The organism is Pseudomonas sp. GD03944 (assembly GCF_029839275.1).
Taxonomy (GTDB): domain Bacteria; phylum Pseudomonadota; class Gammaproteobacteria; order Pseudomonadales; family Pseudomonadaceae; genus Aquipseudomonas.
On sequence record NZ_JAOCAH010000001.1, the window covers coordinates 60,941 to 74,450 of the forward strand.

A 13,510-nucleotide genomic window follows, 5' to 3' on the forward strand; every position below is an offset into this window, starting at 1 on the left:
TCGGCCTGTCATCCTCGGCCTTTAAGCTGGACTAGACCATTTTCCAGGATGCCGACCATGACCGAGCCCTACGCACCGCCCGCCTTTACCGCTCTGCTGTTCGGCCTGTCGGGTTGCCTGGTGGACTTCGGCGCACGCAGCGTGCCCGTGGCGTTGCAGCGCCGCTACCCGGATCATCGCGGCGCGGCCGCCAGCCTGGAACAGGTGCTCGGCCGCGCGCCCAGCGCCAAGGAGCGCCAGGCCTTCGAACAGACCCTGATCGAGGTGGCGGCGGAGCATGCCGAGGCCACACCAGGCGCGCTCGATGTCCTGCACCAGCAACACGCGCAACAGGTGCCCTGTGCCTGGCTCGACGAGTTGCCCCGCGATGCCAGCGTAAGCCTGGCCAGTGCCCTGCCCGCCTGGCTGCCGGCGGCCAGCAACCAGCAGTGCCGCCCATGGCCGGCGCCCGATGCCTGCTGGCAGGCGCTCAAGGAATTGCAGGTCGACCGGCTCGACGGCTGCGTGCTGATCAGTGGCGAACCCCGCTTGCTGGAGGCAGGGCTCAAGGCCGGTCTGTGGACCGTCGGCCTGGCCGCCTGCGGTCCGCTGTGCGGCCAGGCACCGGCGGACTGGGAGGCCCTGCCCACCGAGGAACGCGACCAGTTGCGCACCCAGGCCACCCTGGCCCTCTACCGCCTGGGCGTGCATTCGGTCATCGACCACCTGCTGGACCTGGGCCCATGCCTGGATGACCTGGCCGCCCGACGACACAAGGGCGAAAAACCATGACCCATCCCTTTATCGCCCAGCTCGCCGGACGCTTCGCCAGCCACGGCAACGAGCCCTATGGCGAAGCCATCAGCCAGACCCAGCACGCGTTGCAGTGCGCGACCCTGGCCGAGCGCTCGGGCTGCAGTGATTCCATGATCATCGCAGCACTCTTGCACGACATCGGCCACCTCTACGAAACGCCGGATGACATTGACCAGCACGACCTGCGCCACCAGGAACACGCGGCCAATCTGTTACGCGATGTGTTGCCCGAAGCGGTCTGGCAACCCATTCGCCTGCACGTGGCCGCCAAGCGCTACCTGTGCGCGGTCGATGTGCAGTACCAGGCTGGCCTGTCCCAGGCATCCCGGCACAGCCTGGCCTTGCAGGGCGGTCCGTTCGACGACCGCGAAGCAGAGGCCTTCCTGCGTGCACCCTTCGCTCAGGACGCCCTAACCCTGCGCCGCCTGGACGACCTGGGCAAGGACCCGGCCATGCGCACCCCGCCCCTTGAGCACTTCTACCTACGGCTCGAGCGGCTGCTGATCGCTTGATCCACGACAGGCAAAGCAGCACCGCTTGGATTAACCTGAAGGCACGGCATGGACTTTTCGCCGCCGCGCAAGGTCAATGCTTTTGCCTATCAGTAAAGGGAGAGCCTTATGCCTGCAAACCGTCTGCAGCAGCAGTTGGATGACCTGCGCAACCAACTGGCCCAGGACCCACCGCTCAGTGAGGAAGAACGGGCATCGCTGTTCGTCCTCACCCAGGAGATCGAACTGCAACTGGCGCAACAGGCTGCCGCCTCGCCAAACGCCACGCTGATCGATGGCGTCAACCTGGCAGTGGAGCGCTTCGAAGCCAGCCACCCCACCCTGGCCGGCACGCTGCGCAACATCATGCAGAGCCTGGCCAACATGGGGATCTGATACCCCGGCGTGGCATGCGCTCATAAAAAACCCCGGCAATGGCCGGGGTTTTTCATTACTGGCGCACCAGTCGCCGGTTGTCGGTCTCGACGGCCGCGGTGCTGCGGTAGGGATTGATGTCCAGCCCGCCACGGCGCACGTAGCGCGCGTATACCGTCAGCGCTTGTGGCTGCAGCAGGCGCTGCAGGTCGAGGAAGATCCGCTCCACGCACTGCTCGTGAAAGTCCGCGTGCTGGCGGAAGCTCACCAGGTAGGCCAGCAGGCTGGCGGGATCGAGTGCCGGCCCACGGTATTGCACCACCACCGTGCCCCAGTCCGGCTGGCCGGTGACTGGGCAGTTGGACTTCAGCAGGTGGCTGTAGAGGCTTTCCTCCACCACGCGCCCGGCGTCGCAGCGCAGCAGCTCGGGCTGCGGCTGGGCGTAGTTGCTGATGCTCACGTCGAGGTCATCGATGCAGACGCCTGGCAGCGTGGCCACGCCGTCCCGCGCCACCTCATCCAGGCTGCGCACCCGCACCCCGACCGGCTTGCCGGCCGCGGCGGACAGGTCCTTGCGCAGCACGGCTTCCAGCTCGGCCACGTCGGCGAACACCGTCTGGTTCAGCGAGTTGAGGTACAGCTTGAACGACTTCGACTCGATGATGTTCGGCGAATCCGCCGGAATCGCGAACTCGCCGATGGCCACCACCGGCTTGCCCGACGGCAGCAGCCAGGACAGCTCGAAGCAGTTCCAGTAATCCACGCCTTGGTACGGCAAGGTGCTAGCCGTCAGGCCCAGCTCGGCCCACTTCGCGGCACGCGGAATGGGGAACAGCAGCGACGGCGTGTAGGTGGAGACGTATTCGCTGGATTTGCCCAGCGGAGAATCTTCTGCAGCGGGATGCATGGTGGAAACCTGAATCAGCAAGAACGAAGGCGGTGCGGCGTGCTTACGCCAGCTCCGCCACGACAGCGGCCAGGGCCTGGGACGGGCTGGCGGCCTGGCTGATCGGGCGGCCGATCACCAGGTAGTCGGAACCGGCATCCAGGGCCTGGCGCGGGGTGAGAATGCGGCGCTGGTCATCCTGGGCGCTGCCGGCCGGGCGAATCCCCGGGGTGACCAGTTGCAGGCGCGGCTGGGCGATCTTCAGCGCCGTGGCTTCCTGCGCCGAGCAAACCAGACCGTCCATGCCGGCGCGGGACGCCAGCTCGGCCAGGCGCAGCACCTGCTCCTGGGGCTCGACGTCCAGGCCGATGCCGACCAGGTCTTCGCGCTCCATGCTGGTCAGCACGGTCACGCCGATCAGCAGCGGCTTGGGGCCGTTGAACTTGTCCAGGGTCTCGCGGCAGGCCGCCATCATGCGCAGGCCGCCGGAGCAGTGCACGTTGACCATCCACACGCCCATCTCGGCAGCGGCCTTGACCGCCATCGCCGTGGTGTTGGGGATGTCGTGGAATTTAAGGTCAAGGAACACCTCGAAGCCCTTGTCACGCAGGGTGGTGACGATTTCCGAGGCACAGCTGGTGAACAGCTCCTTACCCACCTTGACCCGGCACAGCTTGGGATCGAGCTGATCGGCCAGCGCCAGGGCGGCATCACGGGTCGGGAAATCCAAGGCAACGATGATCGGGGTCTGGCAAGCGGACATGGGTAACTCTCGGGGCAAGTCGAATTCGGCGCGCATTGTAGCGGAAGCCGCGCCAGCGTGCCGCTCCAAAGCGCCGAGCAGTACACCGCCGGGCGCAAGTCGAACACCCATCAGCTCGCACATGCTTTCCCGTAGGGTGGATGACGCTCTTTTCATCCATCAAGCCGTTAGGCTCAGAAGACCTTGGTGGAAAACGCGTTGCGGTTTTCCACCCTACGGCACGCTCGAGCGCGGTGCTTCCCGTAGGAGCGGCTGGGCGGCATTCCGATTGCCCGCGAGCCCCTTATCGAGCTGATACGGCGCTATAAGGCACGAACCGCCGAGCTCGCGGCCAAGGCCGCTCCTACAGGTTGGTCGCCTTCATCAGCGCGTAGCTTCCCTCCTAGCGGCCCTACGGTGCTGAAAACAAAAGCCATCCCCATGAAAGAACGCCATTTCGGGCCATGACGCCATCGTGGGAAGGGCTTCAGCCGCGACAGCGTCTCAAGGCATTGAAAAGCTCGCGGCTAAAGCCCCTCCTACAACGCTTTGATCGCCCGCAACAGCGCCTGCAGGCGCTGCGCATCCTGGCTCGGGCAGTTGATCTGTACGTCAGCCAAGCCCAGCCAGCCGGCCATGGCCTGCAGGTTGTCCGCCATGGCAGCGAGGCAGGCGTCGTCCAGGTTCTGGTGTTCGCCGTGCAGCGCATGCACCACCAGCCGCTTCCGGGCGCGCTCGGCCCGCAGGTCGAGGCGCGCCACCAGCCGACCGTCATGCAGAAAGGGCAGCACGTAGTAGCCGTACACCCGCTTGTGCTGGGGCGTGTAGATCTCCAGCCGGTAATGGAAGTCGAACAGCCGCTCGGTCCGCGCCCGCTCCCAGATCAGCGAGTCGAACGGCGACAGCAAGACGCTCGCATTCACCTTGCGCGGGATGCGCGGCGTGCCCCGGCAATAGGCCGGCTGCACCCACCCCTGCACCTGGACCTTCTGCAGCTCACCGGCCTCCAGCAATTCCAGCAGGCGCGCCTGGCTGTCGCGGGCATCGAGGCGGTAGTAGTCGCGCAGGTCCTTCTCCGTGGCGACGCCCAGGGCATCGGCGGCCAGCAGCATCAGGCGGCGCTGGGCCTCGGCGGCTTCCAGCGGCGGCTGCTCCAGCACCGCCCTCGGCACCACCCGCTCCGGCAGGTCGTACAGCCGCTCGAAGCCCCGGCGCCCGGCCACCGTGACCTCGCCCGCCGCGAACAGCCATTCCAACGCATGCTTCTCCGCGCTCCAGCCCCACCAGGAGCCCGTGCGCCCTTCCTGCCCCAGGCTGCCCGCCCCCAGGGCGCCCTGCTCGCGCACGGCCTGCACGATCCGGCGAATCAGCGGCTGCTGCTCCCGGCCAAACTGCGCCAGTTGCCTGTAGATGCCCTGCCCCTCACGGGCCCGCTGCATGCGCCAGCCCAGCAGCGCATAGGCGCTCCATGGCAGCAGCGAGGCTTCGTGCCCCCAGTACTCGAACAGCGTGCGTTTGCGTCCCTGACTCCAGGCAGCGCTTTCGAGCAGCGTCCGGTCGTAGGCGCCCAGGCGGGAAAACAGCGGCAGGTAGTGGGACCGCACCAGGGCGTTCACCGAATCGATCTGCAGCAGCCCCAGGCGTTCGATCATCCGGTTGACCTGCAAGGCACCCGGCGCGCCACGGGGCGGCCGGCCGAAGCCCTGGGCCGCCAATGCAAGGGCGCGGGCCTGCTTGAGGGAGAGTGAATTGTCGGTGGGCATCCGTACATTCCTTGAACCGTTGCCCCACCCTAAGGGATGTCAGCGGAGATGGGTAGGCACCTCGCCGATCACCCCTGCCCGTAGCCTGGGTTGAGCGAAGCGATACCCGGGGCATCGCTTCGCGCTCGCCACCCTTCACGGACGACGCAGCGGGTCATCCCAGAACGGCCGCTCGCTTTCCTGCAACACATCGGCACGGCTCAAACCCATGTCCTTCAGCGCACCGTCACTCAACGCTGCCAGTTGCCGACGCTCCTTCATCAATTGCTGCCAGCGCATGAGCTGGCGCCCGATCATCCGCAGCAGCCCGCCCAGGCTTGCCACCTGACGGGGCATCGCACCGGCTATCGCATACCCTTTCTGACCTTTCATCATGTCGCCCTCCTGTGGGGATTGGCGACAGTCTCGCGCTGGGCATAAGATCAAACCAACGAATGTTTCTTATGCAGTCCATCTCAGAGATTGATGAATGGCCCACTACCCCAGCATCGACAGCGAACTACTCCGCACCTTCGTCGCCATTGCCGACCACGGCGGCTTCACCCGCGCCGCAGAGGTGGTGAACCGCACCCAGTCGGCGGTGAGCATGCAGATGAAGCGCTTGGAAGAGGACGTGATGCAGCGCCCGCTGTTCCAGCGCGAGGGGCGCCAGGTCAGCCTTACGGCGGAGGGTCAGGTGCTGCTGGGTTATGCGCGGCGCATCCTCAAGCTGCATGGCGAGGTGATCACCACCCTGCGCGAGCCGCACATGGTTGGTGCCGTGCGCATCGGCACGCCGGATGACTACGTGATGCGCTTCATGCCGGGCATTCTCTCGCGCTTCGCCCAGGCCTACCCGCTGGTGCAGGTGGAACTGCACTGCGAGCCGTCGTTCATGCTGCTGCAACGTCAGGACCTCGACCTGACCATCGTCACCCGCGAGCCGGGCACCGAGATCGGCCAGCTGCTGCGCCAGGAACGCATCGTCTGGGCCGAGGCCCAGGGCTTCAGCCCCCACGAGCAGGAACCGCTGCCGCTGGCGATGTTCAACTCCCACTGTTTCTGCCGCTCCTGGGCCTGCAACGCGCTAGACGCCATGGAGCGCGAATACCGCATCGCCTACACCAGCCCGAGCCTGTCGGCGATCATGGCGGTGGTCAGCGCCGGCCTGGCCGTGACGGCCCAATTGCAAAGCCTGATCACCCCGGACATGCGCCTCCTTGGCGAGGCCGATGGGTTGCCGACGATGCCCTCGGCCAGCATCGTGCTGCTGCGCAACGAACAGCGCCGCTCGCCCGTGACCGAAACCCTGGCCGAGCACATCGTCGAAGGCTTCAGACTTTAAGGCCGAGCAGCACCGCGCAGAGCAGCAGGAAACCGGCGAACAGCGCGCGCAACAGGCGCTCCGGCAAGGCATGGGCGAACTTCACGCCCCAGCTGATACTCAGCAGGCCGCCGACCGCCAGGGGCACGGCCAGCGCCCAATCAACGTGGTCGTGCAGCGCATAGGTGGCCAGGGTCACGCCGGTACTCGGCGCCGCCAGGGCCAGCGACAAGCCTTGGGCAACCACCTGGGTGGTGCCGAACACACTGGTCAGCACCGGCGTGGCCAGTACCGCCCCGCCCACCCCGAACAAGCCACCGAGCAAACCGGCGAAGCTGCCGAGCGCCCCCAGCCACGGCCAGGGGTAGCGCAGCTCGGTGCCGCCTGCGGACGGGCGGAAATACACCCGGGAAAAGTTGTACGCCGCCAGGGCCACCAGGAAGGCGACGAACGCCATGCGCATGCGTTCGGCGTCCACGTTCACCGCCCAGCCAGCGCCCAATAGGGCGAACGCGAAACTGGTGATGCCCAGGGTCAGGGCATGGCGCACATCGATGCGGTTGCGCTGGTGGTAGCGCCACAGGGCCAGCAGCACGTTCGGTACCACCATCACCAGGGCGGTGCCCTGGGCCAATTGCTGGTCGAGGCCGAACAGCACCCCCAGCGCAGGGATCGCGATCAGCCCGCCGCCGATGCCAAACAGCCCGCCCAGGGTGCCGAGAAAGGCCCCAAGGACCAGGTTCAATGCAATGTCGATCAGATTCATAGCGGGCTCCAGCTTCGATGCCGCGCATGCTAAGCCGGTGGCGCTAGCATGGAAACGCACAGCAGCGCACAATGGCTATGCGCTCAACGCACAAGCGAAACCTGCATGAACCCCGACGCCCTGACCGATCAGCTGGAACTCTTTCTCGATGTGCTGGAGGCCGGCAGCTTCTCCGCCGCCGCGCGTCGCCACCCGCTCACCCCGTCGGCGGTGGCACGCCGGATCGACGCGCTGGAGCGCGCCATCGGCAGCAGCCTGTTCAGCCGCACCACCCACGCCGTGCGCGTGACGCCGGCGGGCCTGGCCTTCGCCGAACGGGCCCGGCGCATCCTGGCCGAGCTGCACTTGGCCAGAGCCGAAGCGGTGTCCCTGAGCAGTGCGCCGGAAGGCCTGATTCGCATCGACGCCCCGAATCCGTTCGGTCGACGTCACCTGGGCCCGGCCATCGCCGACTTCCTCAGCGCCAACCCGGGGCTGGATGTGCAGTTACGGTTGATCGACAGCTTCATCGACCTCAAGGGGGAAAACCTGGGCGAAGTCGACCTAGTGGTGCGCATCGGCCCGCTGCCCGACAGCCGCTTGGTGGCCACGCCGCTGGCGTCGATGACCCGCATCGTCTGCGCCAGCCCGGACTACCTGCGCCGCCGCGGCATCCCGCGCAGCCCGCTGGAACTGGAGCAACACGACGGCCTCGACTGGGCCAGCCTCGCCCCGCCCTACGCCTGGCGCTTCGAGGTCGACGGCAAGCTGCAGCTGTGCAAACCCAAGCGCCTGCGCATGACTACCAACAACGCCGAAACCCTGCTGTTCAGCGCGGTCGCAGGCCTGGGCATCGCCCACCTGCCCACCTGGATGAGCAGCGAACACCTGCTGCGCGGCGAGCTGGTGCCGCTGTTCTGCGAAAACGGCATGCCACCGGCCGAACCCAGCAGCATCTACGCCCTGCGCCTGGAACGCGAAGGCAGCCCCCGCGCCCGCCTGCTGCTGAGCTTCCTGAAACAACGCTTCGGCTTCCCACCGCCCTGGGACCAGGCCTTGCAGGCCAGCCTGGGCTGAAGCCACTGCCGCCCCCGGGTATCGCTACGCTCCACCCAGGCTACGAACACGGCAACGCGTAGGGTGGATGACGCTCTTTTCATCCACCAATCGGTTAGCCATGCACGGTGGATGGATGAAGCGTCATCCACCCTACGGGCACACGCCACATTTGATCGTTCCCACGCTCCGCGTGGGCATGCATCTCGTGACGCTCCGCGTCACCCACGAAGCCACAGACGGGTATCACACGCTCAACCACCCCACGAACACGGGCAGCCCGTAGGGTGGATGACGCTCTTTTCATCCACCACCGGTTAGCCATGCACGGTGGATGGATGAAGCGTCATCCACCCTACGGGACGCGCTGTGGACCGGTCAGGGCAGCCTGATTACTCGGCCGGCACCACCCGGGTGCCGGCGAGGTGGTCGTGCACGCAGCGGCGGTCGCGGCGGAAGATGAACAGGTAGTTGATGACGCACAGCAGGCCGCCCAGTGTCGGGATGAGGGTCAGCAGCCACACGCTGACGTAGCGTTTGAGCACCAGACCGGGCAGGTCCGGTATCTGGCCCTGCATCGTGACGATACGCACCTTGCAGATACGCTTGCCGACTGTCTGGCCGTAGCGCTTGAGCCACGCGCCGTTGATCAGCATGAATATCGCCATCCCCAGTACCAGGTTCAGCACCTGTTCCCACAGGCTCGGCACCACGCCCTGGGCAATCCGCTCGAAATCGCCGTTGAAATAGGAAATCGGCCCCGTGATGGCCATCAGCAGCACCGTGTCGATGATCACGGCACCCAGCCGCGCACCGCGCGACGCATGCGGCAATTCACCGGGGACGTGTTCGTTCAGCGCGGCCTGAGGGGCCTGGTAGGGGTTGTTCGGGTCAATCATGCAAACATCCTTGTGCTAGGGCTGGGGGTATAAAAAAGCCCGACCGAGGTCGGGCTTTCTGCTCGCTGCAAAAGCCGGGTGATTAAACCGGGGCTTTGGCGCGGGACTTGTACTCGCCGGTGCGGGTATCGATTTCGATCCAGTCGTCGATGTTGCAGAAGTCAGCGACTTTGATCTCGGTACCGTTGGCCAGCTTGGCAGTCTTCATGACCTTGCCGGAGGTGTCGCCACGGGCGGAGTTCTCGGTGTAGGTGATCTGGCGGATGATGGTGGTCGGCAGGTCGACCGAAACCACTTTGCCTTCGAAGAAAACGGCTTCGCAGACGTCAGTCATGCCATCGACGATGTACGGCAGAACGCTTTCCAGGTCTTCGGCGCGCAGCTCATAGGAGTTGTACTCCGGGTCCATGAACACGTAGTCCTCACCGCTGACGTAGGACAGGGTTACTTCCTTACGCTCGAGGATCACCGGCTCCATCTTGTCGTCGGCTTTGTAAACGGTCTCGGTCTTGGAGCCGTTCAGCAGGTTCTTCAGCTTCATCTTGACGATGGCGCTGTTACGGCCGGACTTGGTGAATTCAGCCTTCTGGATCAGCCATGGGTGGCCGTCGATCAGGGCCACGCTGTTGGGCTTCATTTCTTGTGCGGTTTTCATACGAATATCCGAATTAGACGGGAGGTACAGAATCTAGGCCGCGTATGATAGCCAATTTCGGTAAAACTGCACCAGCGCCGTGGCAAGATCGGCCTGTGAAGCCCGTTCCAGAGCCCACCGCTGGCTGTGTTCGGCCAGTTCCGGCCACACCTGCTGCACCGCCGCCCAGCCCGGCGCCATGTCCTCGCCAGCATTCCAGGCGTGCCACAAGGCACGTAACACCGCTCCTGCTTCAGCCGACAATCCCTCTATATACAGGTCGAGAAACGCATCCAGCTTGTCCCAGTGCGCCCCTTCCGCCTGCTGATAGATGTGCCAGAGCAGCGGCTGCCCTGCCCACTGCGCCCGCAGGAACGAATCCTCCCCGCGCACCGCATTGAAATCGCAGCTCCACAGCAACAGGTCGTACTGCTCCTGGCGCATGAAGGGCAGCACTTGCACCTGCAACTGGCCGCGTTGCACGCAATCCCCCGCCTTGATCGCGGTCACACCGAGCCAGCGCTGCAGCTCGGCCACGATCCGCCCTTCAGGCACCAACAACTGGGTGGGCTGAGCGTCCGCCGCCAGCGCGCCCAGCCAACTGGCCAGCGCCGCGTTTTCGTAGGCGAACAGCGAGATCCGTCGCGCGCCGGCAACTGGCGTGACGCCCAGCGTCTGCAGGAACTGCCAAACCGCTGCATCGTCCGCCTGGAATGCCTCGCGCCTGGCCAGCAGGTCGCCCTCACGCAGCAGCCCGCCGCTGCCCGCGGTAAACCCGGGAAAGAAGAAAAACTTCTGCAAACCGTTCGATTGTAACGACGGCAGGCCATGGCAGCCTTCGACCCAGTCCTCGGCACTCAGGTACTCCAGGTTCAGCCACAGCACCTTCTGCGCCCGCGCCGCCATGGCCGCTACATAGGCCGGTGGCAACTCACAGGCGAAGGCCTCGATCACCACGTCCGCCGGCTCGGCCGCCTGCCAATCGCGGGGCCAGTGCCGCACCTCGACACCCAGCACCACCTGCTGCTCGGCTGCCGGGTCCGCCTGCGGGCAGATCGCCGCGAACGCTGCCAGGTCGTCGACCCACAGGCGCACCGCCGCCCCCTGCTCGCTCGCCAGTTGCCGGGCCAGCCGCCAGGTCACGCCGATATCACCGTAGTTATCGACCACGCTGCAGAAAATGTCCCACTTCACTCGGGCACACCCATCGCCAAAAACGCGCAGTGTAGCGCTTGCGCCTGCTTTCCCGGGCACAAAAGAAAAGCCCGCCATAAGGCGGGCAAAGGTTGTGCCGGAGCAGCACGATGAATAAACGGGCAGTCTCGGACTGCCAAAGTGCGCCAGGGGGGGGCGCAGGGAGAGTCGGTTACGCGGCGAGCGCGTGGAAATCCTTGTGGCGCATGGCGAGTTCGAACTGCCAGATCGACTGGCTGGCCAGCGCCGCGTCCTGCGAGGTAAAGGGGCCGGACTTCTGCACACCGTCGATGACCACATACCAGCAGGCCAATACACCCTCGCGTTGCAGCGCAGGCGGTACGGCAGAACCGATAACAGACATGATGTTGATGTGCGGCATGGGCCACCTCCAGGACTTGATGGAAGTAACGTTAAACGCCCGGCCGCGCCTGCAGAAATCACCCGTCTTGATAGTAGCCATGCAAATTTCGAATTTACTGGCTGCAGCGCCCGCCAACCGTGGCCTGCAGCACCGAAGCGCGCCTTCGCCAAGGAGCTCGAAGCCCGCTCTGGCGCCCCGCAGTGGCTCACCGGCTTGTGACGACAGCCCATTTTCGAAGACCGAATACCGCAGTTTTCGACCCCCTTCACACCCGCGCCCTACTCCTGCCGAACGGGCCTGTGGCACATTGGCGCCCTCTTCTTGTGCCCTGATACGAAAAGGATTTCGGTGAAAAAGACACTCATCATCATCGGCTGCACCGTGATTACCCTGGTGGTACTGATCGGCGCCATCGCCCTCTACGCCATGCGCTCGACAACGGACTACTCCGCCACGGCCGCGCCCTATATCAAAGACGCCATCACCCAGATATCCACCTGGGACACGCACACCACCAAACGACTGCTGGCAGCCGACACCCTCGCCAAGACCCGGGACGAAAACCTGGCACAACTGCTGAAGTGGTTCGAAAAGCTCGGCAGCCTGCGCAGCATCGAAGAGCCGGTGCTCACCAACCTTTCCAGCAACTACAGCCTCACCGGCAGCAAACAGGTGACCTCCACCTACAACGTCATCACCCACTACGAGCACGGCGAAGCTCAGATCACCCTGCAACTGATCGAGGTGGACGGTGGGTTTGCGGTGCAGCAATTTCACCTGAGTTCGCCGGCATTGATTGATTAGCCAAACCTCGGTAGCCGCCGGGTGTGGCTACTAGAGCCACGCCTTCAGCGCTCCCAAAGCGGCAGGCTGATCGAAGCGGCTACTGGATGGGATGTCCCAGGCAGCGTCCCGGCCAGCCTGCGACGGGTGAAAGGTGAATGCAGGGCTTGCGCACCGCTAGCAACGCAACGTCAGTACACACTCACACTGCGCAGGCGATCCAGCGAATCACCCATCTTGTAGGTGAACGGACGCCCCAGGGCTGCCGCCATCTCACGGCATTTGGACTCTAGGTGCGTGTGCGAGAAGTATTCGACCCTGGCCTGTTCGTGACTCACCTGGCCCAGCGGGCCGATCAGTATTTCCAGCTGGGTGATTCCGCGCTTGTTCCCCACCCGCCCTCCAGCCGTGTCGCCGGTCAGCTGAGTCGACATCTTCATGTCTCCGCTTGCCAGCGCGGCCTGCAACTCGGGCATATCAACGGCGATATCAACCGGAATGTGATCCCTGCTGTAAGGGGTGTACAGATTCTTGGTGAGCATCGCCTCGGCAGGCTTACCCTCTCGTTCGAACAGGCGTAAGTCATAGAAGGGCAATTGCGGTTCAACCGTCATGCTCACACTGCAGAACGCCTCGCTGTCCGTCTGCCTGGAGCCGGCCAGCGCCGAATTCAACACATCGGTAAGGCCATAGCTCACACCGATCAGCACATCCTTCACGCCAAGGCCGGCCGTGTATTCGCGCGGCAACGCAGCGGCCTGCTCCCGCACCTCGACTGACCCGGTCTCCATATCCTCCGGACGCAACGTAAAGGTCACGCCGATAGCCTGTTCCCTGCCACCGACAATGACCTTCAGTGCATCGTGCAGCGCCGCTTTTTGCGCCTCCTCAAGCTCCTTGAACACCGAGGTGCTGAGCACGATCGTCGAGCCTCCGCTCTCCCCCAGGAGCATATCCACCTGCTCGGGGTCGATACCTTGTTTGCGCAGCACGTCGGAAAGCTGAAGCCGGTACACCGACATGATGTTTGCTGCCGAGACGTCAACGCGATAAGCATTGTTCTGCACCCTGGTATCGAATTCGAGGGTGGCAAAATCCTTGTCACAACCGCTCAACAACAGCGCCAGCGGTACAAACAGATAGTGGGGCTTGATACGCATCCTTACGTCCTTCGATCAGGGTTATCCGGCGCGGCAGCCTAAAGACCGCATACCCCTGGCGCAACCTAACAGCGCTCGAATCAGTCGCGTACGGCCGACAGCGTCGGATTTTGTGATGTGGGTCATCTGCCAATCGCGAACTGCCTACAACGGTGCTGAGGTATTGGCGATTGAGGTGCACAGTCAGCAGGCTGGGGCCGGAGCCCAAAAAGCAAAAACCCCTGAGCTGAGGCATCAGGGGCTCGCGGACGTGGCTGTGAAGAGGAGATTCGAAGCTGTTTCGGTAGCGTCTCAATTCGTGCTAAACCCAATCGTTACGG

Annotated in this window: 16 protein-coding genes; 6 read left to right on the plus strand and 10 right to left on the minus strand. The window is 64.6% G+C overall.

The features are described 5' to 3' along the window. The first annotated feature begins 57 nt into the window (after positions 1-57). The 3 genes from N5C28_RS00270 (at position 58) to N5C28_RS00280 (ending at position 1,682) form a co-directional block, all read left to right on the plus strand. Positions 58-771: an HAD family phosphatase gene (locus N5C28_RS00270; RefSeq protein WP_279818734.1), complete on the plus strand. Its 714-nt coding sequence runs from the start codon at positions 58-60 to the stop codon at positions 769-771. After that, positions 768-1,307, plus strand: coding sequence for a phosphonate degradation HD-domain oxygenase (locus N5C28_RS00275; protein WP_279818736.1), 540 nt, complete (start codon positions 768-770; stop codon positions 1,305-1,307). Before N5C28_RS00270 ends, N5C28_RS00275 begins: the two co-directional genes overlap by 4 nt. A 108-nt stretch (positions 1,308-1,415) precedes the next feature. Beyond that, positions 1,416-1,682, plus strand: coding sequence for a DUF4404 family protein (locus N5C28_RS00280; protein ID WP_279818739.1), 267 nt, complete (start codon positions 1,416-1,418; stop codon positions 1,680-1,682). 55 nt (positions 1,683-1,737) lie between these two features. On the opposite strand, the gene queF is transcribed toward N5C28_RS00280, so the two are convergent. From queF to N5C28_RS00300, 4 genes are all read right to left on the minus strand, one after another. Further along, positions 1,738-2,568 carry an NADPH-dependent 7-cyano-7-deazaguanine reductase QueF gene (gene queF, locus N5C28_RS00285; protein WP_279818742.1) on the minus strand — a complete coding sequence of 277 codons (831 nt, stop codon included), beginning with the start codon at positions 2,566-2,568 and terminating at the stop codon, positions 1,738-1,740. Positions 2,569-2,611: 43 nt separating this feature from the next. Continuing rightward, positions 2,612-3,310, minus strand: a complete 699-nt coding sequence (gene pyrF, locus N5C28_RS00290; RefSeq protein WP_279818745.1) for an orotidine-5'-phosphate decarboxylase — start codon at positions 3,308-3,310, stop codon at positions 2,612-2,614. A gap of 518 nt (positions 3,311-3,828) precedes the next feature. Next, the gene (locus N5C28_RS00295) at positions 3,829-5,052 is read right to left on the minus strand and encodes a crosslink repair DNA glycosylase YcaQ family protein (protein ID WP_279818747.1); all 1,224 of its coding nucleotides are present in this window, start codon (positions 5,050-5,052) and stop codon (positions 3,829-3,831) included. A 135-nt stretch (positions 5,053-5,187) separates the two neighbouring features. Further along, entirely contained in the window at positions 5,188-5,427 is a 240-nt protein-coding gene (locus N5C28_RS00300) for a DUF1127 domain-containing protein (protein ID WP_279818748.1), read from the minus strand. Positions 5,428-5,521: 94 nt separating this feature from the next. On the opposite strand from N5C28_RS00300, the gene N5C28_RS00305 reads away from it, so the two are divergent. Next, a complete protein-coding gene (locus tag N5C28_RS00305) occupies positions 5,522-6,376 on the plus strand; it encodes a LysR substrate-binding domain-containing protein (protein WP_279818751.1) in 855 nt (284 codons plus the stop codon). Here the strand turns inward: N5C28_RS00305 and N5C28_RS00310 are convergent. Further along, positions 6,366-7,121 (minus strand): sulfite exporter TauE/SafE family protein, encoded by a 756-nt coding sequence (locus tag N5C28_RS00310; protein WP_279818753.1) that lies wholly within the window; start codon positions 7,119-7,121, stop codon positions 6,366-6,368. The two genes, N5C28_RS00305 and N5C28_RS00310, sit on opposite strands and share 11 nt — an antisense overlap. 105 nt (positions 7,122-7,226) lie before the next feature. Here N5C28_RS00310 and N5C28_RS00315 point away from each other — a divergent pair, with 105 nt between their 5' ends. Next, positions 7,227-8,177 (plus strand): LysR family transcriptional regulator, encoded by a 951-nt coding sequence (locus N5C28_RS00315; protein WP_279818755.1) that lies wholly within the window; start codon positions 7,227-7,229, stop codon positions 8,175-8,177. Between the two features lie 371 nt (positions 8,178-8,548). Here the strand turns inward: N5C28_RS00315 and N5C28_RS00320 are convergent, their stop codons facing one another. The 4 genes from N5C28_RS00320 to N5C28_RS00335 form a co-directional block, all read right to left on the minus strand. Further along, positions 8,549-9,055, minus strand: a complete 507-nt coding sequence (locus N5C28_RS00320) for an RDD family protein (RefSeq protein ID WP_279818757.1) — start codon at positions 9,053-9,055, stop codon at positions 8,549-8,551. 82 nt (positions 9,056-9,137) lie between these two features. Then, positions 9,138-9,710 carry an elongation factor P gene (locus tag N5C28_RS00325; protein WP_279818760.1) on the minus strand — a complete coding sequence of 191 codons (573 nt, stop codon included), beginning with the start codon at positions 9,708-9,710 and terminating at the stop codon, positions 9,138-9,140. Positions 9,711-9,743: 33 nt separating this feature from the next. Continuing rightward, on the minus strand, positions 9,744-10,883 hold the full coding sequence (earP, locus tag N5C28_RS00330; protein ID WP_279818763.1) for an elongation factor P maturation arginine rhamnosyltransferase EarP: 1,140 nt from the start codon (positions 10,881-10,883) through the stop codon (positions 9,744-9,746). A 172-nt stretch (positions 10,884-11,055) separates the two neighbouring features. Then, a complete protein-coding gene (locus N5C28_RS00335) occupies positions 11,056-11,265 on the minus strand; it encodes a hypothetical protein (protein WP_279818766.1) in 210 nt (69 codons plus the stop codon). Positions 11,266-11,595: 330 nt separating this feature from the next. Between N5C28_RS00335 and N5C28_RS00340 the strand changes: the two genes are divergently transcribed. Next, positions 11,596-12,051: a hypothetical protein gene (locus tag N5C28_RS00340; RefSeq protein ID WP_279818767.1), complete on the plus strand. Its 456-nt coding sequence runs from the start codon at positions 11,596-11,598 to the stop codon at positions 12,049-12,051. Between the two features lie 170 nt (positions 12,052-12,221). Here N5C28_RS00340 and N5C28_RS00345 read toward each other — a convergent pair whose 3' ends face one another. Continuing rightward, positions 12,222-13,190 (minus strand): hypothetical protein, encoded by a 969-nt coding sequence (locus N5C28_RS00345; protein ID WP_279818768.1) that lies wholly within the window; start codon positions 13,188-13,190, stop codon positions 12,222-12,224. Positions 13,191-13,510 lie beyond the last annotated feature (320 nt).

Excerpts from the sequence above, each read along its gene's own strand:
- N5C28_RS00270 (WP_279818734.1), top strand. The coding sequence starts at position 58 with ATGACCGAGCCCTACGCACCGCCCGCCTTTACCGCTCTGCTGTTCGGC.
- N5C28_RS00275 (WP_279818736.1), top strand. The coding sequence starts at position 768 with ATGACCCATCCCTTTATCGCCCAGCTCGCCGGACGCTTCGCCAGCCAC.
- N5C28_RS00280 (WP_279818739.1), top strand. The coding sequence starts at position 1,416 with ATGCCTGCAAACCGTCTGCAGCAGCAGTTGGATGACCTGCGCAACCAA.
- queF (WP_279818742.1), bottom strand. The coding sequence starts at position 2,568 with ATGCATCCCGCTGCAGAAGATTCTCCGCTGGGCAAATCCAGCGAATAC.
- pyrF (WP_279818745.1), bottom strand. The coding sequence starts at position 3,310 with ATGTCCGCTTGCCAGACCCCGATCATCGTTGCCTTGGATTTCCCGACC.
- N5C28_RS00295 (WP_279818747.1), bottom strand. The coding sequence starts at position 5,052 with ATGCCCACCGACAATTCACTCTCCCTCAAGCAGGCCCGCGCCCTTGCA.
- N5C28_RS00300 (WP_279818748.1), bottom strand. The coding sequence starts at position 5,427 with ATGATGAAAGGTCAGAAAGGGTATGCGATAGCCGGTGCGATGCCCCGT.
- N5C28_RS00305 (WP_279818751.1), top strand. The coding sequence starts at position 5,522 with ATGGCCCACTACCCCAGCATCGACAGCGAACTACTCCGCACCTTCGTC.
- N5C28_RS00310 (WP_279818753.1), bottom strand. The coding sequence starts at position 7,121 with ATGAATCTGATCGACATTGCATTGAACCTGGTCCTTGGGGCCTTTCTC.
- N5C28_RS00315 (WP_279818755.1), top strand. The coding sequence starts at position 7,227 with ATGAACCCCGACGCCCTGACCGATCAGCTGGAACTCTTTCTCGATGTG.
- N5C28_RS00320 (WP_279818757.1), bottom strand. The coding sequence starts at position 9,055 with ATGATTGACCCGAACAACCCCTACCAGGCCCCTCAGGCCGCGCTGAAC.
- N5C28_RS00325 (WP_279818760.1), bottom strand. The coding sequence starts at position 9,710 with ATGAAAACCGCACAAGAAATGAAGCCCAACAGCGTGGCCCTGATCGAC.
- N5C28_RS00335 (WP_279818766.1), bottom strand. The coding sequence starts at position 11,265 with ATGCCGCACATCAACATCATGTCTGTTATCGGTTCTGCCGTACCGCCT.
- N5C28_RS00345 (WP_279818768.1), bottom strand. The coding sequence starts at position 13,190 with ATGCGTATCAAGCCCCACTATCTGTTTGTACCGCTGGCGCTGTTGTTG.